Here is a 23478-nt window from a genome sequence, read left to right as displayed (position 1 = left end):
CGGCCGGAACGTATCGGATCACTGGCAACGAAGCTCGATGCCGCTTTCCTGTGCGTAGGCCAACGAATCTTCCTGCACGAGGGCGTTGATGACCTCCTTGTCGGATTCGATGTAGTCGGTGATCTGCACCCAGCTTTGATCCGCAGCGTTCCACTGCTGGACGATGCCCAGACCCTGACCGCCGTGGTTTTCGCACGACGCTTCGATCGCCGGGCCGAAGTTCGGCAGACCAAGCTCGGTCATCCGCTCTTCAGAGATCGTCAGCTGCTCGAACCCGTCGCGAAGCTGCGCCGGGGTGATGTCGGTCACGCCGTGGATCTCCTGCGCCTTGCGGATGCCTTCCGAGATGATGAGCGCATTGTAGAGACCCCGGTTGTAGAGAACCGAGCCGGTCTGATCGCCGGCGCCGGTGGCGTTGCCCGCGTCGTAGACATGCGTCTTCAGCTCGTCATAAAGCGGGAAGTCATCGCCCGGCAGGTGCATGTTCAGCGCCTTGTAGCCCTCGGCGCCCGCGCCAACCGGCATCACGTCGTTTTCCGAACCCGACCACCAGATGCCGATGAAGTTCTCCATCGGGAAACGTATGTTCGATGCTTCCTGGATCGCGACCTGGTTCATGACGCCCCAGCCCCACATCAGGACATAGTCGGGACGATCGCGGCGGATCTGCAGCCACTGCGATTTCTGCTCCTGGCCGGGATGGTCAACAGGCAGAAGCGCCAGCTCGAAGCCGTGCTTGGCCGAAAGCTCTTCCAGCGTGCGGATCGGCTCCTTGCCATAGGCCGAGTTGTGATAGACCAGCGCGATCTTCTTGCCCTCGAGGCTGCCGCCGTTCTCGTCGATAAGGTGCTTGACCGCGATCGACGCGCCGTCCCAGTAGTTCGCAGGGTAGTTGAACACCCACTCGAACACTTCGCCGTTCTTGGCCGAGGTCCGGCCATAGCCCATCGAGTGCACCGGGATGCCGTCCGCCGACGCTTTCGGGATCAGCTGGTAGGTGATGCCGGTGGACAGCGGTGCATAGACCAGGGACCCTTCGCCCTTGGTCGATTCATAGCATTCCACACCCTTCTCGGTGTTATAGCCGGTCTCGCATTCGATGACCCGGACCATCTCGCCGCCGATGCCGCCGTCGCGGGCGTTCAGCAGCTTGAAATAGTCGTGGTAGCCATCCGCGAACGGAATACCGTTCGCTGCATAGGGCCCGGTGCGATAGCTGAGCGACGGGACGACCAGTTCGGCAAGCGCCGGGGCCGCTGCCATCACTGCGCCAAGCGCAAGTGCTGCAAGTTTGAACTTCATTCTACTTCCTCCCATTTTCCCTCCGTCCTGCGGAGGTGACAGTCGCCCCGGGGTGTGCCGGGGCCTTTGCCTTCATTCCCGCCTCCTCGCGGAAACCCAAGGCGGCCTTTCCTAGTAGGGGAAGGGCCAAAGTCTCAGTTTCTCCTTCGTCAGCCGCCACAGCTGCGCCAGCCCGTGCGGCTCGGCGATCAGGAACGTCACGATCAGTCCGCCGACGATCATGAACTCGATATGCGCCGCCAGATCGGTCGGCCATCCCAGCGTGCCCACAAGCGTGTTCTTGAGCAACACCGGCATCAGCACCATGAAAGCCGCGCCCGCAAAACTGCCGAAGATCGACCCAAGGCCGCCGATGATTATCATGAACAGCACGAGGAACGATTTCTGGATGCCGAACGCTTCGCCGACCTCGACCGCGCCAAGATAGACCGAAAAGAACAGCGCGCCCGAGATGCCGACAAAGAACGACGACACCGCGAAGGCCGACAGCTTGGCCGTAAGCGGGTTCACCCCGATGATCTCGGCGGCGATGTCCATGTCGCGGATCGCCATCCACCTGCGCCCGACCGAACCGCGCGTCAGGTTCCGGGCGACCCAGGCACAGAAGAACACGAGGACAAGGCAGAACAGATAGCTTGCCCAGGCTTCGGTGTTCGGACCGGTGATGTTGACCCCCAGCAGCGTGCGCTCGGGCGCCGAGATCTGCCCCGAAGCCGAGTAGTTGTAGAACCACGGCACACGGTTGAAGAGCCAGACCAGGAAGAACTGCGCCGCAAGTGTCGCCACCGCCAGGTAGAACCCCTTGATCCGCAGCGACGGCAGGCCGAACAGGACGCCGACAATCGCTGTGATCCCGCCTGCCGCGATGACGTGGAACAGGATGTTCACCTCGGGGAAGGCGGTCATCAGCTTGTAGCACCCATAGGCGCCCACAGCCATGAAACCGCCCGTGCCCAGCGACACCTGCCCGCAATAGCCCACAAGGATGTTCAACCCGATGGCCGCGATCGAATAGATGAGGAACGGCAGGAAGATCGCGTTGACCCAGTAGTCATTGATCACGAAGGGCACCACGGCCAGCCCGACCAGCAGCACCGCGTAGTAGCGGTAGCGGTCGAACTTGATCGGAAAGGTCTGCGCGTCGTCCTTGTAGGACGTCTTGAAATCGCCTGCCTCGCGATACAGCATCAGGCCCCTCCCGCTCTGGAAATTCCGACATACAGCACGACGCCCGCCACGAGTCCGGCCGCCGAAACGATTGTGGCCGTCAACAGCGTCACCGTCTCGTCCGGCGGTGTCAGCAGCGCGATGCCCCCGAAGACCCAGAAGGCCGACCAGGCAAGCGTGCAAAGGATGGCTGCGCTTTTCATCGCGTCATACCCTCTCGATGATCTTCTCGCCGAACAGGCCCTGCGGCCGGAACACGAGGAAGATGAGCGCCAGCACATAGGCGAACCAGTTCTCGGTCGCGCCGCCGACCAGCGGGCCGACGAGGAACTCGAACAGCTTTTCGCCGACCCCGATGATCAGCCCGCCGACAATGGCGCCCGGGATCGAGGTGAAGCCGCCCAGCATCAGCACCGGCAGCGCCTTGAGCGCGATCAGCGACAGCGAGAACTGCACGCCCGATTTCGCGCCCCACATGATCCCCGCGACCAGCGCGACGAAGCCCGCGATCGACCAGACCAGCACCCAGATGAACGACAGCGAGATGCCGACCGACAGCGCCGCCTGGTGATCGTCCGCCACCGCGCGCAAGGCCCGGCCTTGCTTGGTGTACTGCGAGAACGCCACCAGCGCCGCGACAAGGATTGCCGCGATGATCGTCGCCACGATGTCGAGGTTGTCGATGAAAAAGCCATAGCCGAACAGGTTGAAGGTGAATTCGTCGATGGACTCGTTCAGACCCTGCGGCAGGCCCACGTCGAGGGTCTTGATGTCCGACCCCCACATGATGTCGCCAAAGCCCTCAAGGAAATAGGCCAGCCCAATGGTCGCCATGAACAGGATGATCGGCTCTTGCCCGACAAGGTGGCGAAAGATCAGCGTGTTCACCAGCCAGGCCAGCGCCACCATCACGGTCATCGTCAGAAGGATCGCCAGCAGCGCGGGCACCTCCCAGGCAAAGTGATGCACATCGGTGCCGAATATGGCGTTGATCAGGTGGCTGAACGGCACCTGCCCCTCCATGATCCCCACCAGCGTCAGAGCCGCGAACAGCGCCATCACGCCTTGCGCATAGTTGAAGATGCCCGAGGCCTTGAAGATCAGCACGAAGCCCAGCGCCACCAGCGCATACAGCACCCCGGCCATCAGGCCGTTCAGCGTCACCTCGATGGCAAACAGAAGCTGGTCAGGCATGTGGGCTCTCCTTTGCGGGTCGCGCTGCGGGACGGTCAGTCATGGGCCACCCCCAGGTAGGCGTCGATCACGGCCTGGTTCTTGCGCACCTCGTCGGGCGTGCCGTCGCCGATCTTCTTGCCGTAATCCATCACCACCACGCGGTCGGACAGGTCCATCACCACGCCCATGTCATGCTCGATCAGCGCGATGGTGGTGCCGAATTCGTCGTTCACATCGAGGATGAAGCGGCTCATGTCCTCTTTCTCCTCGACGTTCATGCCCGCCATCGGCTCGTCCAGAAGCAACAGCTTGGGTTCCGCCGCCAGCGCGCGCGCCAACTCGACCCGCTTCTTCAGGCCGTAAGGCAGGCGCCCCACCGGGGTCTTGCGGATGCTCTGGATCTCCAGAAAGTCGATGACCCGCTCGACATGGGCGCGGTTCTCGGTCTCCTCGCGCTCGGCAGAGCCCCACCACAGCGCCTGCGCCCAGATGCTCGAGCGCATCTGCGTCAAGCGCCCGGTCATGACGTTGTCCAGCACCGTCATCCCCTCGAACAGCGCGATGTTCTGGAAGGTGCGCGCGATGCCCTGGCGGGCTACCTGGAACGGCTTCATCGGCGGGCGCTTGGCGCCGCGAAACCAGACCTCGCCCTCCTGCGGATTGTAGAACCCCGAGATGACGTTCAGCATCGACGACTTGCCCGCGCCGTTCGGCCCGATGATCGCGCGGATCTCGCCCTCGCGGATGTCGAACGAGATATCCTTGATCGCAACCACCCCGCCGAACCGCAGGGTGATATTGCGCATCTCCATCATGACGCCGCCGATCTGGCGGCCATCCGGCGTCACATACCCTTCGCTGGCATCAAGCATGGCAGCCCTCGTTCCTTGCGGCATTCTTGTTGGCGCAAATACCCATCGCGCCGCCGAACCCGGGCGCGCCCCGCAGGCAAAGGCCCGTTGCGGGATGGCGGGAGGGGCGATGCGCGCAGCGCGAGCGACCGGACGACAGACCGCGCACCGTCATTCCGCCGCCTCGGCGATGGGGCGCGTCGCGACGGGCACGACCTTGGCGTCGGCCACCCGCAGCGTCGCCTTGATCTTGCCCTTGCGGCCGTCCTCGTAGGTGACTTCCGTCTCGGTATAAACGCTGTCCGACCCGTCATAGAGTGCCGTCACCAGGTCGTCGAACTTCTCGCCGACCACGGCGCGGCGCACCTTGCGGGTGCGGGTCATCTCGCCGTCGTCCGCGTCCAGTTCCTTGTGCAGGATCAGGAAGCGGTGCACCTGGCAGCCCGACAGCATCTCGTCCTCGGCGACCGACCGGTTCACCTCTTCGACGTGCTCGCGGATCATCTCGTAGACGCTCGGGTGCTGTGCGAGTTCCTGATACGACGAATAGGCGATGTTGTTGCGCTCGGCCCAGCTTCCGACCGCGTTCAGGTCGATGTTGATGAAAGCGCAGCAGCGGTCACGGGCGGCGCCGAACACGACGGCCTCCAGGATGTTGGGATAGAACTTGAGCTTGTTCTCGACATACTTCGGCGCGAACAGCGCGCCGTCCGACATCTTGGCCACGTCCTTGGCCCGGTCGATGATCCGCAGGTGCCCGGTGTCCGGCTCGATAAAGCCCGCGTCGCCCGTCGCGACCCAGCCGTCGGCGTCCTTGGTCTTGGCGGTGGATTCGGGGTTCTTGTAGTATTCCACGAACACACCCGGCGAGCGGTAGAACACCTCTCCCGAGGCGTCGATGCGGATCTCGGTGCCGGGCGCGGGCACTCCCACGGTGTCGGCGCGCACCTCGCCATCGGGCTGCACGGTGATGAACACCGACGCTTCGGTCTGGCCGTAAAGCTGCTTCAGGTTGATCCCGAGCGAGCGATAGAACTGGAAGATCTCGGGCCCGATCGCCTCGCCCGCAGTATAGCCGACTCGGATGCGGCTCATGCCCATGGTGTTCTTGAGCGGGCCGTAGATCAGGATGTTCCCAAGCCCATACTGGAACCGGTCCCAGGCGCTGACACTCTTGCCGTCGAGGATGTCCGGCCCGACCCGTTTCGCCACGGCCATGAAGCGGTCGAACAGCCCCTTCTTCAGACGGCTGGCGTCTTCCATCCGGATCATCACCGTCGTCAGTTGCGACTCGAACACGCGCGGCGGGGCGAAGAAGTAGGTCGGCCCGATCTCGCGCAGGTCGGTCAGCATGGTGTCGGGGCTTTCGGGGCAGTTCACGCAGAACGCTGCCCAATAGGCCTGGCCGATGGAAAAGATGAAATCGCCGACCCAGGCCATCGGCAGATAAGCCAGGACCTCTTCGCCGACGGTCAGCTTGTCGAATTCGACCGAGTTCTTCGCGCTTTCGATGATGTTGCGGTTCGACAGCACGACGCCCTTGGGTCGCCCCGTCGTGCCCGAGGTATACAGCATCACGCAGGTGGAATCGTAGTCCAGCGACGCTTCGATCCCGGCCAGAGCCTTGGCGAACCGCTCATGCGCGGCGCGGCCCTCGGCGATGACATCGGACAGCGCGTGCAGCTTGCCGTGGTCGTATTTCCGCAGGCCCCGCGCATCGAGATAGACGATCTGTTCGATGCCATGGACGCGGTCCTGCACCTCGATCACCTTGTCGACCTGTTCCTGATCGGCGGCGATGACGAAGCGCGCGCCGCAGTGGTCAAGGACATAGGCCATCTCGTCGGCCACCGCGTCCTGGTACAGCGGCACCGGGATCGCACCGGCCATCTGCACCGCGACCATCGACCAGTAAAGCGCCGGACGGTTCCGACCGATGATCGCGACATAGTCGCCGGGTGCCAGCCCAAGCGCCATGAGACCGGACGCCATCGCGTCGATCTCTGCCTCGGTTTCGGCCCAGGTCCAGCTTTGCCAGATCCCGAATTCCTTTTCCCGATAGGCAGTCTGGTTGCCGTACTCGCGCGCATTGCGACGCAGCAATGCGGGTATGGAAACCAGCGCGCCTGTAGCGCCCGATACATGAACCACGTTTCTCTCCTCCCTGGGCCGGTTTCCCGGCGACCGGGCCGCTTTGCGCAGCTCTCAGCCTTGCGCGCAACGATCCGCCTCCCAACGGTCATTCGCGCGCAACTTTCGCTATCGTCACGAATTGCCAGTCGCGGTCAACCCCCCCATTTGTACCTCGCGATCACCTTTCGATGTGATAGCGTAAACACCATGGATCCGGTGACTCTCGCCTTCTACGCCATCGTGTGCGCCTGCCTTGGCGCAGCCGCCCCGCGTGTGCCGCGTCTGCCGATCCGGCTGGCTGTCGGCGCCACCGTCGGACTCGTCGCGGCAAGCGTTCTTCCCCTGATCAAGGGCGCGCTGCACCTCTATTAGGCAAGCTGCGCCACCGCCCGCGCCAGCACGTTCAGTCCCGCCACCAGATCGGCCTCGGCGGTGTCTTCGGCAAAGTCGTGGCTGATCCCGCCGATGGACGGCACGAACAGCATCGCCGCTGGCATCAGCCGCGACAGGCAGGCGGCATCGTGCAGCGCGCCAGACGGCATCTTGCGCCATTTGCCGGGTGCGGTGGCCTCTGCCCCCTCTGACAGCGCGGCGACAAGCCGGTCGTCCATCCGCGTCGGCGCAAGCGCCCGCATCGCGCCGAAGTCCAGCGTCAGCCCGCGCGCGGCGGCAACCTCGGCTGCCGTTTCGCGGATCGCTGCCTCCATCCGGTCCAGCCGGTCGGCGCTGCCATCGCGCCACTGCATCGAGAACGTCACCCGCCCCGGCACGATGGACGACGCATTGGGCGACACCGCGACATGCCCGATGGTCCAGACCGTGGCATCGCCCACCATGTCGGCGAACCGGGCGTTCAGCCGCGTGTTCAGGTCGGACAGCCCCTGGAACGCGTCGCGGCGCAGATGCATCGGCGTGGTGCCCGCGTGGTTCTGCTGACCCTCCAGCGCGATCCGCATGTCGCGGATGCCGACGATGTCGGTCACCACGCCCACCTGTTCCCCCGCGCTTTCGAGCCAGGGCCCCTGTTCGATGTGCATTTCGATGAAGCCGGTGAAGCGGCCCGGCGCCACCCAGTCGCCCGCGCGCGCCGCCATGGCCGCCCGCGCCTCGGCAAAGGTCATGCCGCCCGCGTCGGTCAGCGTGTCGGCCTCGGACAGGGGCAGGTCGCCCGACCAGATCGCGCTGCCGGTCGTGATGCCGAACCGCCCTTCCTCGTCCTGAAACGACACTACGCTGACGGGCGGGCCGCCTGCCTCTTGTGCCGCGCGCGCGACCTCAAGCGCCGCGATCACGCCCAGCGCGCCGTCCAGCCAGCCGCCCTCGGGCTGGCTGTCGCTGTGCGAGCCCATCAGCAGGCTCTTGCCGCCTGCCAATCCGAACAGGTTGCCCACGGGATCGAACACCGGGGACAGACCGGCCGCCTCCATCCTGCCCGCCAGCCAGTCGCGCGCGGCGATGTCCGCGTCGCTGAAGGCGGGCCGGATCACTCCCTTGCCGACGCCCGATGCGCCGAACCCGCGCAGCGCGTGAAGATCGGCAAGGAAGCGGTCGGGCTGGACGGGAAGCATGGCGATCCTTTCGGGGCTTTCGGGTTGTTCTTGGCACCGGGATAGCAGAAGACCGGAGCCATCCCAAGAAACGGAGGCGACAGTGGGTGAGATCGTTCTGGTGCGCCACGGGCAAGCCAATTCCCTTGCGAGCGACGAAGAGGGCTATGACCGGCTGTCCGATCTGGGGCACCGGCAGGCAGCCTGGGTCGGAGACTGGCTGCGCACCCATGAGACGGGTTTCGACACCGTCCTGACCGGCACGCTGCGCCGCCACCGCGAGACCGCCGCAGGTATGGGCGGCATGGGCAGCGATGCCACCGAAGACGCCCGTCTGAACGAGCTGGACTACTTCAACCTCAGCCGCGCCCATGCCGAGCGCAACGGCAACGCCCCCCCCGCGACCGAGGATTTCGCCAAGCATATCCGCGACGTGATGGAGGCGTGGCACCGCGCCGAAATACAGGGCAACGAAAGCTTCGCCGCCTTCGAGGCCCGCATCGCCGAGGTGCTGGCGCTTGCCACGCAGCCAGGACAGCGGGTTCTGTGCGTCACCTCTGGCGGCGTGATCGGCATGATGGTCCGACATCTTCTGAACCTTGATCCCGCCCGGATGGCCAGCATCCTTGTCCCGATCCGCAACACCTCGATCCACCGGGTTCTGGTGATGCCGCAGGGCAATGTGCTAGCCGGGTTCAACGCGACGCCGCATCTGGACGCCGCCGACCGCGCCCACGCGCGGACGTATTTCTGAGGGAGGCCGCGCATGGTGCATCTCTGGGTCCGCGCCGAACAGCGTGCGCATGAACAGCGGGTCGGGATCACCCCCGAAGGCGCTGCGGAATTGATCGCCCAAGGCTTCACGGTCACGGTCGAGGACAGCCGCCAGCGCGCCCTGCCCTTGGGCGGCTACCGCGCCGCCGGATGCGCCATCGCCGAGGAAGGCAGCTGGCCCTACGCCCCCGGCGATGCGTTGATCTTCGGGCTCAAGGAACTGCCCGAGGACGGCACGCCACTGGTCCACCGGCACATCCTGTTCGGACACGCCTACAAGGGCCAGCCTGCGGGCCGTGTGTTGCTGGACCGCTTTCGGGCAGGCGGCGGGCGGATGTACGACCTTGAATACCTCGTGAACGAAGATGGTCGCCGCGTCGCCGCCTTCGGCTATTGGGCGGGCTATGCCGGGGCCGCCGTCGCGCTCAAATGCCTCGCTGCGCAGGCGGATGGCGGCATCGCCGGGCCGGTCGGCGTCTATCCCTCGGCCAAGGCCCTGACCGACGAAATCCGCGCCGATCTGGCGGGCCACGACACCCCCCGCGCCATCGTCATCGGCGCGCTTGGCCGCGTCGGCACCGGCGCGTCGGACCTGTGCGAGGCGGTCGGCGTGCCGGTCACGAAATGGGACATGGAGGAAACCGCCCACGGCGGCCCGTTCCCCGAGGTGCTGGCGCATGAGGTGTTCCTCAACTGCATTCTCGCGCGCCCCGGCTGCCCGGTTTTCGTGCCAGCCTCTGCCACCACGGAACCGCGCGCGCTGCGGGTGATCGGCGATATCGCCTGCGATCCCACATCCGATTTCTCGCCGATCAAGGTCTATGACCGCGTCACCGACTGGGACGCGCCCGCGCTGCGGGTGCATGACGCGCCGCCCCTCGACGTGACCGCCATCGACAACCTGCCGTCGCTGCTGCCCGCCGAATCCTCCGCTGATTTCGCGGCGCAGCTTCTGCCGCATCTCAAGACGCTTCACAGGCTGGACCAGGGTGTCTGGGGCCGAGCCTCGGACACCTTCGACCAGCATATCTGAGAGACAAGGGAGACAGCCCATGACGATCCATTGGTGCGGCACCGGCCTTTCCGCCATTCCCGGCCTGCGCCGCCTGATCGAGGCGGGACACGCGGTCACCGTCTGGAACCGCACGACCGACAAGGCGCGCGCGGCAGTGGGTGATCTGACCGACGACATCCACGCCTTCGACATCGACGCGCTGTCGGGCAAGCTGGCCAAGGGCGATGTCGTCGTCTCGATGCTGCCCGCCGACTGGCACGTCCCGCTGGCCGAGCTGGCCATCGCCAAGGGCGCGCAGTTCGTGTCGTCCAGCTACATCGCGCCCGAGATGCGCGCGCTGGACGGCAAGGCCAAGGACGCAGGCGTCGCGCTGGTGAACGAGGTCGGCCTCGATCCCGGCATCGACCATGTCATGGCGCATCGGCTGATGGCCGACTACCGCGCGTCGGATGCCTTTGACCCCAAGAACGAGCTGTCGTTCCTGTCCTACTGCGGCGGCGTGCCCAAGCACACCAACGCCTTCCGCTACAAGTTCTCTTGGTCGCCGCTGGGCGTGCTCAAGGCCCTGCGCTCGCCGTCGCGGTCGATCCGCGCGGGCGAGGAACTAGTGGTGCAGCGCCCGTGGGACGCGCTGTCAACCTACACCGCGCCCCTGCCCCAGCCCGAGGCGTTCGAGGTCTACCCGAACCGCGACTCGCTGCCCTTCATGGCCGAATACGGGTTCGAACCCGGCTGGCCGGTGCGTGACTTCGTGCGCGGCACTTTGCGGCTGAACGGCTGGTCCGACGAATGGGCGCCGATCTTTCGCGAGATCGAGACGCTGCAAGGCCCGACCGGCGAAGAACGCCTGCGCGAGATGTCTGCCGAGTTCTGGTCGAAACACGCCTACGACGAAGGCGAGCCGGATCGCGTGGTCCTGTGCGTCGATCTGGAGGCGCGCAACCACGGCAAGACGGTCTGGCACAAGACCTACGTGATGGATGCCTGGGGCGACGAGCGCGGCACGGCGATGGCGCGGCTGGTGTCGGTGCCGGTGTCGCTGGCCGTCGAAGCGGCAATGGCAGGAGAGATCGCGCCGGGCGTCAGCGCCGCACCGTCAGACCCCAAGCTGGTGACGCGCTGGATGGACACGGTGGACGTGCTGGCGCAGCACCTTCAGATCGTGGATCACGCGGGCTGAGGCACTGACCTCACCTGTATCACGCCTTGACACAGGAATCACGGCGTGATACATCCTAACCCATGATCCAGAGCACGCGGGGCAAGCTGGCGGCCAACGCCCTGCAGGGCAGGTTCGGCAAGGGCTTTCCCGGCGGTCTCGAACGCCGGACGCGGGCAATGCTGTCCGCGCTCGACGCTGCCGTGCGGGTCGAGGACCTGCGGTTTCCGCCCGGCAACCATCTTGAAGAGTTGAAAGGCGAACGTGCAGGCCAGCATTCCATTCGGATCAATGCGCAATGGCGCATCTGTCTTGTCTGGACGCCGAGCGGACCTGAAGACGTGGAAATCGTGGACTACCACTGAAAGGAGCTTTGATGGGCCTGCTTGAAGAACCGATGCACCCGGGCGAAGTGCTGAGCGTGCTGTATCTCGAACCGCTGGACATGAGCGCGATTGCGCTGTCCCGGCGACTGGGTGTTCCGCGGACGCGCATCGAACGTCTTGTGAAGGGGACCACTAGCATGACGCCCGACACCGCGTTGCGGCTTGCCAAGGCGTTCGACACCACCCCGGCCTACTGGATGAATCTGCAGACCAATTTCGACATGTCAGTCGCATCGCGCTCCATCGACCTGTCGGGAATCGAACCTGTGCTGGCCACCTAGCCCGCCGCCCGCACCGCGCGTTCCAGCGAGTCCAGAAACCGCGACCGGTCGGCCTTGGAAAACGGCCTGCCACCGCCCTGCCGGAACGGGTCGGCGGCGCGCAGGTCGGTCATCAGGTCGCGTGTTGCCAGCGCGTTGCCGACGTTGCGCTCGGTCAATGTCTCGCCATCGGGCTTGATGACGACCGCGCCCGCCTCGACGCACCTGGCGGCCAGCGGGATATCCGCCGTCACCACCACGTCACCCGCACCGCAGCGGTCGGCGATCCACATGTCGGCCACGTCGGCTCCGTGATCGACATAGACCATCTCGACCAGCGGGTTCTGCGACGGCCGCAATCCCCCGTTCGACACGAAGGCAATCTTCACCCCGTGCCGCGTCGCCACGCGTTCCGCTTCGGCCTTTACCGGGCAGGCGTCGGCGTCGACGTAGATCACGCGTACAGCGCCTCGGCGTGGAAGGTGACGTGATCCTCCATGAAGGACGATACGACGAAATAGCTGTGGTCATAGCCCGGCTGCATCCGGAAGATCCCGTGCTGGCGCCGGCGCATCATCGCCTCGGCCAGCGCCTCGGGCTGCAACAGGTCAAGGAACTGGTCGCTGCCGCCCTGATCGATTAGCACCGGCCCGTCGAACCCCTTTTCCCGCATCAGGATCGTGGAATCGTGCCGTTCCCAGTCGCCGTCCTCGCCCAGATACGCGCCAAGCTGCTTCTGGCCCCACGCCGACGCGGTAGGGTGTGCGATGGGCGCAAAGGCGGAAATCGAACGGAAGCGTTCGGGCAGCGTCATGCCTATGGTCAGCGCGCCGTGCCCGCCCATCGAATGCCCGGTGATCCCCTGACGGTCGGGATCGAGCGCGAAGCTGTCGAACACCAGCGCGGGCAGATCCTCGGCGATGTAGTCCCACATGCGGTAGTGATCGGCCCAAGGGTCTTCGGTCGCGTTGACGTAGAACCCCGCACCCTTGCCGAGGTCATAGGCCTCGTCGTCGGCCACGCCGTCACCGCGCGGCGAGGTGTCGGGAAAGATCAGCGCGATGCCCTGTTCCGCCGCCCAGCCCTGAGCGCCCGCCTTGGTCATCGCGTTTTCATGCGTGCAGGTCAGGCCCGACAGATACCACAGCACCGGCACCGGGCCGTCGCGCGCCTCGGACGGCAGGAACAGCCCAAAGGTCATGTCGCAGCCCGTGGCGGCGGAGGCGTGGGAATAGACGCCCTGGACCCCGCCGAAGCAGGCGTTCTCGGATACGGTTTTCATCGCTGGCCCTTCCTGATGCACGCTTTGGGCAAAGGGCTACAGGGGCGGTGGCGCCACGGCAACCCAGGCAATGACCAGCGACACCGTCAGGATCGACACGGCTGTCGAGACAAGGATCGTCGCAGACACGCGTTGCGGCGCCACGCCGTAGAACTGCGCGATCATGTAGATGTTGCCCGCCGTGGGCAGCGCCGCAGAGGCGATCATCACCGAGGCCGCATAGGGATCGAGCGGCCAGATGAACAGCGCGGACACCGCGATGGCGACCGGGTGCAGCACCAGCTTGCAGAACGAAAGCCAGCCCGCCACCGACAACCGTTCAGCCGATTTCGACGCCAGCGAGGCACCGATGGCGAACAGCGCGCCGGGCGTTGCGGCATTGCCGAGGATCGTCATGAATTCGTTCATCGGCGCCGGGATCGGCAGGCTGGCCGCCGACCAGAAGAAGCCAAGGAAGATCGACACCAGCATCGGGTTGGTCACCAGCCCTTTGCCGATGGTCCGCAGGATGCGCAAAGACATGCGGCCGTCGCGGCTTCCGGTGATGAGGATCACGATCAGCGAGCCGAAGATCAGAAGATCCACCGCCAGCATCATCATGATGTAGCCGACCGCCGCATCGCCCAGCAGAAGCGCCAGCATCGGGATGCCGAGAAAGCCGATGTTGCCGATCACGGCGCATTGCGCCTCGACCGCCGCTTCGGCCATGGGCACCCGGCGCCACAGCGCGGCGGCCGTGGCGACCAGATAGACCAGCCCCGTGCCCCACAGGTAGACGCCCATGAACCGCGCGTCGAACACCTCGCCGAAGTCGAGGTTCGACGAGAACCGGAACAGCATCGCGGACAGGGCGAAATAGAACACGAACTTGGTCAGCGCCGCCGAGGCGGCATCGGTAAAGAACCGCGTCGCCGCCGCGACATAGCCGACGCCGATGAGCAGGAAGAACGGCAGTGTCTTGAGAAAGACCTCGATCATTTCAATCCGCTAGCACGCGGGCACGGCGGGCGGAATAGCCGTGCGCGAGACCGGCGCCAAGCGTTGCACGGTTTCACGTTTGCGTGGCACGGATTGCCGGACAGGCGTTTCTCGGCACAGTGATGCCCCGAGGAAAAGGCACCGAAAAGGCAATGCCATGCTCGACGCGACCGCGCGCAAGCTGATCGACCCGCCGCTGAACCGCCTGGGCCATGCCCTTGCGCGGCGCGGCGTGACGGCGAACGCGGTGACGCTGGGCGGGCTGGCGCTGGGGCTGGCGGCGGCGGTGATGGTCGCACTTGGCGCTCCGGGGCTGGCGCTTGTGCCGCTGTTGCTGTCGCGTCTGGCCGACGGGCTGGACGGCGCTGTCGCCCGCGCGACGACACGGACCGACTTTGGCGGGTATCTCGACATCGTGGCGGATTTCCTGTTCTACGGCGCTGTTCCCTTTGCCTTCGCCGTGCTCGACCCCGCCGCCAACGCTCTTCCCGCCGCATTTCTGCTGCTCTGCTTCTATGTCAATGGCACCTCGTTCCTGGGCTTTGCCACGCTGGCAGCCAAGCGCGGTCTCGAGACGACGGCACAGGGGCAAAAGTCGCTTTACTACTCGGCGGGCCTTTTGGAGGGCACCGAGACGATCCTGTTCTTCATCGCGCTCTGCCTTTTGCCCGGCTGGTTCGCCCCGCTGGCCTGGGGGTTTGGCGCGCTCACCTTGTTCACGGCCCTGGCCCGCGTGCTGAACGCGCGCCACATCTTTCACTGAAAGGACGACCACATGCGCTTGTTGACCACCGCATTCGCCGCTCTGCTGGCGTTGCCTGCCGCAGCACAGGACATTGATCCCGGCAACTGGGAGGCCGTGCTGGCCGAGGCGCAGGGCCAGACCGTCTATTGGCACGCCTGGGGCGGATCGACGACGACCAACGATTTCATCGCCTGGATCGGCGATCGGGCCGCCGAGCAGGGCGTGACGCTGGAACACGTCAAGCTGTCGGACACCGCCGACGCGGTCAGCCGCGTGGTCGCCGAAAAGGAATCCGGCGCGGATCAGGATGGCGCCGTCGACATGATCTGGATCAACGGCGCGAACTTCGCCGCGATGAAGGATCAGGGCCTGCTGTTCGGCCCCTTCGCCGAACAACTGCCGAACTGGCAATACGTCGACGTGGACGGCAAGACGGTGCAGACCGACTTCACCGTGCCGGTCGAGGGCTATGAAAGCCCGTGGGCGATGGCGCAGGTGGTGTTCATTCACGACAGCGCCACGGTCGACGCGCCGCCGAAATCCGCGACCGCGATCCTGGAGTGGGCACAGGCCAACCCCGGCCGCTTCACCTTTCCGCAGCCGCCGGATTTCCTTGGCACCACGTTCCTCAAGCAGATGCTGATCGACCTCGTGCCTGATCCCGCCGTCCTGCAAGAGCCGGTGGGCGAGGACTATGACGAGATCACCGCCCCGCTTTGGGCTTTCCTCGACGAATTGACCCCGCACCTCTGGCGCTCGGGCGAGGCATATCCCCAGACCGGCCCGCGCCAGTTGCAACTGATTAACGACGGTGAAGTCGATATCGCCATCAGCTTCTCGCCGGGCGAGGCGACCGCCGCCATCGCCAACTTCCAGCTTCCCGACACCGCGCGGACCTATGTGCTGGACAAGGGCACGCTGGGCAACGCCAGCTTCGTCGCGATCCCCTACAACTCGGGGTCCAAGGCGGGCGCGATGGTCGTCGCCAACCTGCTGCTGTCGCCCGAGGCGCAGTTGCGCGCGCAGACGCCCGACATCCTGGGCTATGGCACGGTCCTCGACATGGACAAGCTGAGCGACGAGGACCGCGCCGCGTTCGAGGCTCTCGACCTTGGCATTGCCACCCTGTCCCCGGCAGAACTTGGCCCGGCGCAGGCGGAACCGCACCCAAGCTGGGCGACGCGGCTGGCCGACGACTGGGTCGCGAAATACGGCACCAACTGACGTGCTTCGGCCCCTGCCGCTTCTGACGGCGGCGCTTCTGGCGCTGCCGGTTCTGGCGGGGGTCATCGGCACCCTTCTGCCCGCGCTTGGCCATGCCCCCGCGATCGGGCTGGATGGCTGGTCGCTGGCGCCGTTCCGGGATGCGCTGGCCTGGCCGGGGCTGACCGAGGCCGCGCTTCTGTCTCTCTGGACGGGCCTTGCCGCGACGCTCGGAACACTGGCGCTGCTGGCGCTGATCCTTGGCGGCTGGCACGGCACCCGTGCCTTCACCGCGCTGGAACGCATCCTGTCGCCGCTGCTGGCGATGCCGCACACGGCGGCGGCGCTTGGTATCGCCTTCCTGATCGCCCCCTCTGGCTGGATTGCCCGGGCGTTGGCGCCGATCCTCGGCCTGTCCCGCCCGCCCGATTTGCTGATCGTGCAGGATGGCCTGGGCCTGTCGCTGATCGCGGGGCTGATCGCCAAGGAACTGCCGTTCCTTCTGCTGATGTCGCTGGCGGCCTTGCCGCAACTGCGCCCGAACGCGCGCCTGAAAACCGCGCGTAGCCTTGGGCAGGGGCGCATGGCGGGATGGCTCAAGGCGATCTTCCCCGGCGTCTATCGCCAGATCCGCCTGCCGGTGCTGGTGGTTTTGGTCTACGGGATGACGAATGTGGACGTCGCGGTGATCCTTGGCCCCAATACGCCGTCGACCCTGTCCGTGCAGGTGACGCGCTGGATGGTCGATCCCGACCTTGCGATGCGGGCGACGGCGGCGGCGGGCGCGGTGATCCAGCTGGCGCTGGTGCTGGCGGCGATGGTCTTCTGGGTGGCGCTGGAACGCGGAGCGGGCCGGGTGCACCGCTTCTGGGTCTGGTGCAATCACGGCCTGCCGGAACGTCCCCTGCGGTTGGCCGGGATCGTGCTGGCAACCATTGCCGCCGGGCTCGTGCTGTTCGGCCTTGCAAGCCTTGCCGTCTGGTCGGTCGCAGGGCCGTGGCGGTTTCCCGATCTGGCCCCCGAGTTCCTGACCCTGCGCAGCTGGATGCGCCACGGGCCGGAAATGGCGCAGGTCGCCGCCATCACGCTGCTGATCGCCGGGCTGTCCACGCTGATCGCGCTGGCACTGACCATCGGCTGTCTGGAGGCAGAGCACCGCCACGGCATGACCCCCGGCAGCCGCGCGCTGTGGCTGTTGTACCTGCCGCTCCTGATCCCGCAGATCGCGTTCCTGCCGGGATTGCAGAGCCTCTTGCTGAAGCCGTCGCTTGTGTCGGTGACGGCGGCGCATCTTGTGTTCGTGCTGCCATACGTCTTCCTGTCGCTCGGCGATCCGTGGCGGGCGTGGGATCCGCGCTATGCCCGGGTCGCGGCGGGCATCGGCGCCGGGCGGGCGCGCGTGCTGTGGCAGGTGCGCCTGCCGATGCTGCTGGCGCCGGTGCTGACGGCAGCGGCGGTGGGCATGGCGGTGTCGGTCGGGCAATACTTGCCCACGCTGCTGATCGGCGGCGGACGGGTTCCGACCCTGACCACCGAGGCGGTGGCGCTGGCTGCGGGCGGCGACCGGCGCGCCATCGGCGTATGGGGGCTTGGGCAGGCGGGCGCAGCGTTTGCCCCCTTTGCGCTGGCGCTGATCCTTCCGGCGCTGGTGTGGCGCAACCGAAAGGGAATGCGGAATGGATGACGCGCTGGATCTGCGGGACGTGCGGATCACCGCCAAAGGCGTCCCGCTTCTGTCGGTCTCCACGCGCATCGCGCCGGGCCATGTCATAACGCTGATGGGCCCGTCCGGCGCCGGGAAATCGACGCTGCTTGATTTCGTCATGGGCGGCCTGTCGCCCGCGTTCCGGGCCTCGGGGAGCGTCTGGCTGGGCGGGCAGGATGTGACCGGCTTGCCGCCCGAAAAGCGGCGGATCGGCATTCTCTACCAGGACCCGCTGTTGTTCCCGCACCTGTCGGTCGCGCAGAACCTCGCCTTTGGCCTGCCGCGCGGGCCTGACCGGCGCGCAAGGATCGACGCGGCCTTGGCAGAGATCGGGCTGGACGGCTTCGGCCCCCGCGATCCCGCGACCCTGTCGGGCGGTCAGGCGGCGCGGGTCGCGCTGATGCGCACGCTTCTGTCCGGCCCCCGCGCGCTGTTGCTGGACGAGCCGTTCTCGAAACTCGACGCCGCCCTGCGCGACCAGATGCGGCGGCTTGTGTTCGACCGTGCCCGTGCGGCAGGGGTTCCGGTGCTGATGGTCACCCACGATGCCGCCGACGCCGAGGCGGCGGGCGGACAGGTGATCCGGCTGGGCTAAGCAGCGCGTCGCCCCCCGGCTAAGGTCGCAAGCCCCGTTGGTTCACGTGACCCGCTGCAAGGACTAAGCGGCTGTCAGCCGATCCGAAGATCCGAGATGCGGTTGTCGGTCATTCCGAAGGCAAAGGTCAGCACCGCCGGACTTCCGGGGAAGTCGCCTGTGACATTGGCCTTGACCACGATCTTTCCCTCGGCCTCGGCGACAGCCATCGGCTCTGCGTTGTGGCGATATTTGGCCTTTGCGGCCAGCCACCAGTCGCGGATCGCCTGCGGGCCGTGGTGACCGTGGCCTTCATCGTGGACTATGGCATCGGGGGCGAACGCGGCGGCAAGTGTGTCGCCATCCTGCGGCGCAACGGCGGTGAAATAGGCTTCTATCGGGGCGGGAAGCTGCATCGAGGGACTCCTTCAGGCTGTGTTCGAGGGCAAGATAGCGCTGGACCAACCCATCGATAATCAGGATAATCTGGCACGCATAAATGACAGGATCGGGACAATTGACGGACAGCGGGCTGAGGGGGCTGGAAGCGGTGTTGGCGATCGCCCGGCGCGGGTCGTTCCGTGCGGCGGCCCTTGACCTCGGCGTCTCGACGACCGCGCTGTCGCACACCGTCGGGCGCCTCGAGTCCGGTCTTGGTGTGCGGCTGTTCAACCGCACGACCCGCAGCGTGTCGCTGAGCGAGGCCGGGCGCACGTTCGTCGAGCGCATCGGTCCCGCGGTCGCCGAGATACGCACGGCGATGGAGACCGTGCATTCGCTGCGCCAGACGCCATCGGGGGTTCTGCGGATCAACGCTTCGGCGCAGGCGGGGCGCGCGATCGCGCCGCTGATCCTGGACTTTCTGCGACGGTTCCCCGAGATGGAGGTCGATCTGGTCACCGAAGGTCGGCTGGTCGACATCGTGGCCGAGGGGTTCGACCTGGGCATCCGCCCCGCCGATCTGATCCCGCGCGACATGATCGCCCTGCCTCTGGGGATGTCGCAGCGCCATGCCGTCGTGGCCTCGCCGGACTGGCTCGCGTCACGTTCCATGCCCCGGACCCCCGCCGATCTGCCCGTGGACGAGTGCATCCAGGTGCGGCTTCCGAATGGCAGCCTTTTGCGCTGGCCGTTCGAGCGCGATGGCGAGATGGTGCAGATAAACGCAATGGGGCGCCTTGTCCTGGACGAGGCCGCCATCGCGCGAACCGCCGTGCTGGGCGGTGCCGGGATAGGGTTCTTCATCGAACAGGATGTGGCCGAGGATATTGCGGCCGGACGGTTGGTGCGCCTGCTGGAGGATTGGACGCCGCCGCGTCCCGGCTTCAGCCTCTACTATCCCGGAAGACGCAATCCGACGGCGGGCTTCACCGCCTTCCTGTCGATGGTGCGCGAGGCCGCAAGGCGCCCGGTGCAGGACAGCGGTGGCTGACCGAGAGCGCGAACCCACGACTCAGCACCGATCCAGCGATGCCTTCAGCGCGGCCCAGAGCGGCTCTACCGGCTCGCAGCCGACCGACAGGCGCACGAAGCCGTCCGGCACTGCGTCGCCCCAGCGCGCGCGGCGTTCGGCGCTGGTGTGGACCCCGCCGAAGGACGTGGCGGGCTGGATCATCGCGCAGCCGTCGATGAACGCCTCTGCCTTGTCCTCGGACTCAAGCGTCAGGCCGATGATGAACCCGGACCGCGCCATCTGCACCTGCGCCAGATTGTGCGAGGGATCCCCCGGCAGACCCGGATACCGCAGGCGCGTCAGCGCCAGGTGTCCCTGCAACCGCTCGGCAATGATCCCGGCGCTGGTGCACATGCGGTCGAACCGCACCTCTAGCGTCTCCAACGACCGGTGCAGCATCCACGCCTCGAACGGGCCGGTGATCCCGCCCGACAGGGTGCGCCAGCTGCGCACCGCGTCGATGATCGCCTCTGACCGGCTGGAAACATGCCCGGCCAGCACATCCGAATGTCCGCCCGGCGCCTTGGTGTCCGAGGCCACGACCACATCCGCGCCCAGATCGAGCGGGCGTTGCCCCAGCGGTGTCATCGTGGTGTTGTCAACGACGCTGATCCCGCCCGCCGCGCGCACCTCTGCAGACACCTGCGCGATGTCCACAAGGTCGAGCCCCGGATTGGACGGCGTTTCGATGAACACCATCGCAAAGCCCTCGAACCCGCCCGCTGCGAAGCTGGCGGTCGGGCGTTCCTCGATCTCGATGCCATAATTCTTGAGGAACCTGTCCGCCAGCACGCGCGGGGTGTAATAGCCGTCGCTGGGCAAGAGCAGGCGATCCCCCGCATTCAGGCAGGCCATCATCACCGCCGAAATCGCGCCCATGCCGGACGGGAACAGCAGCGACGGCGCGGCTTCCAGCAGCGTCAGCATTTCTTCCACCGCATCCCAGGTCGGGTTGTCCATCCGCCCGTATCCCGGCACGCCGCCCGGCATCCCCGGCAGATGGAACATCGACGCGGGCGTGATCGGCAATGGCACCGGATCGCCCTTGGCAAGGTGCTGCTGGCGCAGGTGCAAAAGCCGGGCCGCGCGGTCGGCGATGTCGTCGGTCATGGAAGTCTCCGTCAGAGCGTGCGCCAAGTCGTGACGCGGCGCCGCGCCAGACACAAGACGCGACACAAGACGCGACACAAGACGAAGCGCAAGCTCAGGCGCGATACCGCGCGAGGAACGTCGCCACCGCGCCATCGACAACGCGGTCGATCTCTGCGTCGGTGAACTCGGACTGGATGCCGAACACCATGCGTGGGAACAGATCCGCCTTGCACAATTCGGCGAACTGGTCCGCCGCAAGGTCGAGATCCTCGATCACCAGCTCGCCGCGCCGGGTCGCACAGGCGAGCATCGACACCAGCTCTTCGCGGACCTGCATCGGGCCATTGAGATAGAAATTCCGGCCGATCTCGGGGAAGCGGTCGGTCTCGGCCACGCAGATCCGGTGGATGCGCTGCCCGAACCCCGACAGCAGGAACCGCACCATGTGGCTTGCTGCCGTGTGCAGGCAGGCCTCGACCGCACCGTTCGGGTCGATGGTCGCCATCGCGGCCTCTGCGACGCGCCGCATCTCGCGCACGGCGGTTTCGACGAACAACGACGCCTTGTCGGGGAAGTAGCTGTAAAGCGTCGCCTTGGACACGCCCGCCGCCTTGGCGATGGTATCTACGCTTGCGCCCTCGTAGCCGTCCCGCAGGAACACGTCGCGCGCTCCGTCGAGCACCTGCTCGAACTTGCGGCCCTTCGTGATGCGGGGCGGGTCTGCGTTCATCGGCTGCCTTCTTTGGACGAGGTGCCCGGCCAACATAAACCGTTCGGTTCAGTTTGAGCAAGCTGCAGGATGCCCTTGCACTTCCCCGCCCGCCATATAATTTAGAATCGTTCTAATTCATGGAGACGCAGGATGATCCCCGGTGTAACGAACCGCCGCCGGTTCTCGGACCTCAGCGAACAGCAGGTGCTTGCGCTGGCGATCTCGTCCGAAGAGGACGACGCGCGCATCTACCGCCAGTATGCCGAACACCTGCGCCGCGACTACCCGGCCAGCGCCGCCCTGTTCGAGGACATGGCCACCGAGGAAGACGGCCACCGCCGCCGCCTGATCGACCTGCACAAGACGCGGTTCGGCGACACCATCCCGCTGATCCGGCGCGAGCATGTGGCGGGCTATTACGCCCGCCGCCCGGTCTGGTTGATCGAAAACCTAGGTGTCGAGCGTATCCGCGACGAGGCCGCGCAGATGGAACGGGACGCGGAGCGGTTCTACCGCACCGCCGCCGCCCGCACGACCGATGCCGACACCCGCAAGCTGCTGGGTGATCTGGCCGCCGCCGAGGCAGGCCACACTGACCGCGCGCAGGAGCTGGCGGAAACGCATGTCGGGGACGACGCGCGCGATGCCGAGGAACGTGTCGCCAAGCGGCAGTTCCTGCTGACCTGGGTGCAGCCGGGGCTGGCGGGGCTGATGGACGGATCGGTATCGACGCTGGCGCCGATCTTCGCCACCGCCTTTGCCACGCAAGACACATGGACGACGTTCCTTGTCGGCCTCGCCGCGTCGATCGGCGCGGGGATCTCGATGGGCTTTACCGAGGCGGCATCGGACGATGGCCAGTTGTCGGGGCGTGGCAGCCCGATCAAGCGCGGTCTTGCAGCCGGGGTGATGACGACGGTCGGCGGGCTGGGGCACGCGCTGCCCTACCTGATCCCGGATTTCTGGACCGCGACGATCACCGCGATGATCGTGGTCTTCGTCGAGCTTTGGGCCATCGCCTGGATCCAGAACCGCTATATGGATACGCCGTTCCTGCGCGCCGCGTTTCAGGTCGTGCTGGGCGGCGCGCTGGTGTTCGGCGCGGGCGCGCTGATCGGCGCGGGGTAGCGGCAAAGGGTCGTGCAGGAACCTTCACCCGAAGCCGGGCGCGCCTGTCAATCGACCCGGCGCACCATCATCTGGTTGCCGACCTTCCGGGTCTCGAAGCGCTTGAGTTCCTGCACAAGGTCGCTGAGCTTGCGCTTGCCATAGGTCCGCGTGTCGAAATCCGGCGTGTCGGCGGTGATGTACTGGCCGATCTGGCCAAGGGTGTACCAGTCGTCGTCCTGCTCGATCTTGTCCATCGCCCGCAGGATCAGCGGCAGCGCGTCGATCGGGTCGGCCTTGCCGGTCTTGGCCGGGGCGGCGCCGCGCGTGGTCTCGACCGGTTCGTCGACGATGTTCTCGATCAGGATGAACCGGTTGCAGACGTTGCGCAGCGATTCTGGCGCCTTGCCCTCGCCGATGCCGATGACGTCCATGCCCTGTTCGCGCACCCGGTTGGCCAGCGCGGTAAAGTCGCTGTCCGAGGACACCAGAACGAAGCCGTCGAAGCGCCCGGTGTGCAGGATGTCCATCGCGTCGATGACAAGGCCGATGTCGCTGGCGTTCTTGCCCTTGGTATTCGCGGTTTCCTGATGCGCGACGAGGCCCAGCGCCTTGACCTGGTCCGACCAGCCCTTGAGCTGCCCGCTCGACCAGTCGCCGTAGACCCGGCGCAAGGCAGGCTCGCCCAGCGAGGTGATCTCTTTCAGGATCGCACCCGCGTGGCGCGCGGGGATGTTGTCGGCGTCGATCAGGACGGCGTAGAGCGGGCGGTCGCGTTGCGGCATGGGTGCTGGCCTTGTGCTGTGTGGCAAGGCCGGGGGGCGCTGCCCCCCGGACCCCCCGGAGGTATTTGTGGA

Annotated in this window: 26 protein-coding genes; 12 read left to right on the top strand and 14 right to left on the bottom strand. The window is 66.2% G+C overall.

Going from position 1 to position 23478, the window contains the following annotated elements; all coding sequences use genetic code 11:
* Positions 1 to 18 precede the first annotated feature (18 nt).
* The 6 genes from KTJ87_RS15245 to KTJ87_RS15220 form a co-directional block, all read right to left on the bottom strand.
* Positions 19 to 1302 (bottom strand): ABC transporter substrate-binding protein, encoded by a 1284-nt coding sequence (locus KTJ87_RS15245; protein WP_267139997.1) that lies wholly within the window; start codon positions 1300 to 1302, stop codon positions 19 to 21.
* A gap of 111 nt (positions 1303 to 1413) precedes the next feature.
* The gene (locus tag KTJ87_RS15240; RefSeq protein WP_267139996.1) at positions 1414 to 2490 is read right to left on the bottom strand and encodes a branched-chain amino acid ABC transporter permease; all 1077 of its coding nucleotides are present in this window, start codon (positions 2488 to 2490) and stop codon (positions 1414 to 1416) included.
* On the bottom strand, positions 2490 to 2672 hold the full coding sequence (locus KTJ87_RS15235; RefSeq protein ID WP_267139995.1) for a hypothetical protein: 183 nt from the start codon (positions 2670 to 2672) through the stop codon (positions 2490 to 2492). The genes KTJ87_RS15240 and KTJ87_RS15235 overlap by 1 nt, the downstream gene beginning before the upstream one ends.
* A gap of 4 nt (positions 2673 to 2676) precedes the next feature.
* Complete coding sequence (locus tag KTJ87_RS15230; protein WP_267139994.1) at positions 2677 to 3663, bottom strand: branched-chain amino acid ABC transporter permease; 987 nt, start codon at positions 3661 to 3663, stop codon at positions 2677 to 2679.
* Positions 3664 to 3698: 35 nt separating this feature from the next.
* Positions 3699 to 4517 (bottom strand): ABC transporter ATP-binding protein, encoded by an 819-nt coding sequence (locus tag KTJ87_RS15225; RefSeq protein WP_267139993.1) that lies wholly within the window; start codon positions 4515 to 4517, stop codon positions 3699 to 3701.
* A gap of 150 nt (positions 4518 to 4667) precedes the next feature.
* On the bottom strand, positions 4668 to 6647 hold the full coding sequence (locus KTJ87_RS15220; RefSeq protein WP_267139992.1) for an AMP-binding protein: 1980 nt from the start codon (positions 6645 to 6647) through the stop codon (positions 4668 to 4670).
* A gap of 189 nt (positions 6648 to 6836) precedes the next feature.
* On the opposite strand from KTJ87_RS15220, the gene KTJ87_RS15215 reads away from it, so the two are divergent.
* Positions 6837 to 7001, top strand: coding sequence for a hypothetical protein (locus tag KTJ87_RS15215; RefSeq protein WP_267139991.1), 165 nt, complete (start codon positions 6837 to 6839; stop codon positions 6999 to 7001).
* Here the strand turns inward: KTJ87_RS15215 and KTJ87_RS15210 are convergent.
* Positions 6998 to 8197: a hydantoinase/carbamoylase family amidase gene (locus KTJ87_RS15210; protein WP_267139990.1), complete on the bottom strand. Its 1200-nt coding sequence runs from the start codon at positions 8195 to 8197 to the stop codon at positions 6998 to 7000. The two genes, KTJ87_RS15215 and KTJ87_RS15210, sit on opposite strands and share 4 nt — an antisense overlap.
* An 82-nt stretch (positions 8198 to 8279) precedes the next feature.
* Between KTJ87_RS15210 and KTJ87_RS15205 the strand changes: the two genes are divergently transcribed.
* The 5 genes from KTJ87_RS15205 (at position 8280) to KTJ87_RS15185 (ending at position 11791) form a co-directional block, all read left to right on the top strand.
* Positions 8280 to 8930: a histidine phosphatase family protein gene (locus KTJ87_RS15205; RefSeq protein ID WP_267139989.1), complete on the top strand. Its 651-nt coding sequence runs from the start codon at positions 8280 to 8282 to the stop codon at positions 8928 to 8930.
* Positions 8931 to 8942: 12 nt separating this feature from the next.
* A complete protein-coding gene (locus KTJ87_RS15200) occupies positions 8943 to 9983 on the top strand; it encodes a saccharopine dehydrogenase (protein ID WP_267139988.1) in 1041 nt (346 codons plus the stop codon).
* Positions 9984 to 10002: 19 nt separating this feature from the next.
* Entirely contained in the window at positions 10003 to 11145 is a 1143-nt protein-coding gene (locus tag KTJ87_RS15195; RefSeq protein ID WP_267139987.1) for a saccharopine dehydrogenase family protein, read from the top strand.
* Between the two features lie 62 nt (positions 11146 to 11207).
* A complete protein-coding gene (locus KTJ87_RS15190) occupies positions 11208 to 11489 on the top strand; it encodes a type II toxin-antitoxin system RelE/ParE family toxin (RefSeq protein ID WP_267139986.1) in 282 nt (93 codons plus the stop codon).
* Between the two features lie 11 nt (positions 11490 to 11500).
* Complete coding sequence (locus KTJ87_RS15185; RefSeq protein ID WP_267139985.1) at positions 11501 to 11791, top strand: HigA family addiction module antitoxin; 291 nt, start codon at positions 11501 to 11503, stop codon at positions 11789 to 11791.
* Here the strand turns inward: KTJ87_RS15185 and KTJ87_RS15180 are convergent.
* The 3 genes from KTJ87_RS15180 to KTJ87_RS15170 are packed head-to-tail and all read right to left on the bottom strand — an operon-like array spanning position 11788 to position 14030.
* Positions 11788 to 12228, bottom strand: coding sequence for a YaiI/YqxD family protein (locus tag KTJ87_RS15180; RefSeq protein ID WP_267139984.1), 441 nt, complete (start codon positions 12226 to 12228; stop codon positions 11788 to 11790). The two genes, KTJ87_RS15185 and KTJ87_RS15180, sit on opposite strands and share 4 nt — an antisense overlap.
* Positions 12225 to 13052 carry an S-formylglutathione hydrolase gene (gene fghA, locus KTJ87_RS15175; protein WP_267139983.1) on the bottom strand — a complete coding sequence of 276 codons (828 nt, stop codon included), beginning with the start codon at positions 13050 to 13052 and terminating at the stop codon, positions 12225 to 12227. Before fghA ends, KTJ87_RS15180 begins: the two co-directional genes overlap by 4 nt.
* Before the next feature lie 36 nt (positions 13053 to 13088).
* Complete coding sequence (locus KTJ87_RS15170) at positions 13089 to 14030, bottom strand: AEC family transporter (protein ID WP_267139982.1); 942 nt, start codon at positions 14028 to 14030, stop codon at positions 13089 to 13091.
* A gap of 157 nt (positions 14031 to 14187) precedes the next feature.
* On the opposite strand from KTJ87_RS15170, the gene KTJ87_RS15165 reads away from it, so the two are divergent.
* Genes KTJ87_RS15165 through KTJ87_RS15150 form a run of 4 tightly spaced genes read left to right on the top strand, consistent with a single transcriptional unit; the run spans position 14188 to position 18278 of the window.
* On the top strand, positions 14188 to 14793 hold the full coding sequence (locus KTJ87_RS15165; RefSeq protein WP_267139981.1) for a CDP-alcohol phosphatidyltransferase family protein: 606 nt from the start codon (positions 14188 to 14190) through the stop codon (positions 14791 to 14793).
* Positions 14794 to 14805: 12 nt separating this feature from the next.
* The gene (locus KTJ87_RS15160) at positions 14806 to 15999 is read left to right on the top strand and encodes an ABC transporter substrate-binding protein (protein WP_267139980.1); all 1194 of its coding nucleotides are present in this window, start codon (positions 14806 to 14808) and stop codon (positions 15997 to 15999) included.
* A gap of 1 nt (position 16000) precedes the next feature.
* Positions 16001 to 17662: an ABC transporter permease gene (locus KTJ87_RS15155; protein WP_267139979.1), complete on the top strand. Its 1662-nt coding sequence runs from the start codon at positions 16001 to 16003 to the stop codon at positions 17660 to 17662.
* Complete coding sequence (locus tag KTJ87_RS15150) at positions 17655 to 18278, top strand: ATP-binding cassette domain-containing protein (RefSeq protein WP_267139978.1); 624 nt, start codon at positions 17655 to 17657, stop codon at positions 18276 to 18278. The genes KTJ87_RS15155 and KTJ87_RS15150 overlap by 8 nt, the downstream gene beginning before the upstream one ends.
* Positions 18279 to 18352: 74 nt before the next feature.
* On the opposite strand, the gene KTJ87_RS15145 is transcribed toward KTJ87_RS15150, so the two are convergent.
* Positions 18353 to 18673, bottom strand: coding sequence for a nuclear transport factor 2 family protein (locus KTJ87_RS15145; protein ID WP_267139977.1), 321 nt, complete (start codon positions 18671 to 18673; stop codon positions 18353 to 18355).
* A gap of 83 nt (positions 18674 to 18756) precedes the next feature.
* Between KTJ87_RS15145 and KTJ87_RS15140 the strand changes: the two genes are divergently transcribed.
* The gene (locus tag KTJ87_RS15140) at positions 18757 to 19689 is read left to right on the top strand and encodes a LysR family transcriptional regulator (RefSeq protein WP_267139976.1); all 933 of its coding nucleotides are present in this window, start codon (positions 18757 to 18759) and stop codon (positions 19687 to 19689) included.
* Positions 19690 to 19710: 21 nt separating this feature from the next.
* Here KTJ87_RS15140 and KTJ87_RS15135 read toward each other — a convergent pair whose 3' ends face one another.
* Complete coding sequence (locus KTJ87_RS15135) at positions 19711 to 20820, bottom strand: cystathionine gamma-lyase (RefSeq protein WP_267139975.1); 1110 nt, start codon at positions 20818 to 20820, stop codon at positions 19711 to 19713.
* 94 nt (positions 20821 to 20914) lie between these two features.
* Complete coding sequence (locus KTJ87_RS15130) at positions 20915 to 21532, bottom strand: TetR/AcrR family transcriptional regulator (RefSeq protein ID WP_267139974.1); 618 nt, start codon at positions 21530 to 21532, stop codon at positions 20915 to 20917.
* A gap of 132 nt (positions 21533 to 21664) precedes the next feature.
* Here KTJ87_RS15130 and mbfA point away from each other — a divergent pair, with 132 nt between their 5' ends.
* Positions 21665 to 22642, top strand: a complete 978-nt coding sequence (mbfA, locus tag KTJ87_RS15125) for an iron exporter MbfA (RefSeq protein WP_267139973.1) — start codon at positions 21665 to 21667, stop codon at positions 22640 to 22642.
* Positions 22643 to 22689: 47 nt separating this feature from the next.
* Here the strand turns inward: mbfA and KTJ87_RS15120 are convergent, their stop codons facing one another.
* Positions 22690 to 23406 (bottom strand): NYN domain-containing protein, encoded by a 717-nt coding sequence (locus KTJ87_RS15120; RefSeq protein WP_267139972.1) that lies wholly within the window; start codon positions 23404 to 23406, stop codon positions 22690 to 22692.
* Between the last annotated feature and the right edge of the window lie 72 nt (positions 23407 to 23478).

Origin of the sequence: Anianabacter salinae (assembly GCF_019061145.1) — a bacterium.
Lineage (GTDB): Bacteria > Pseudomonadota > Alphaproteobacteria > Rhodobacterales > Rhodobacteraceae > Anianibacter > Anianibacter salinarum.
Note: the sequence above shows the minus strand (reverse complement) of the source record. Positions and strands in the feature narration are given on the sequence as shown.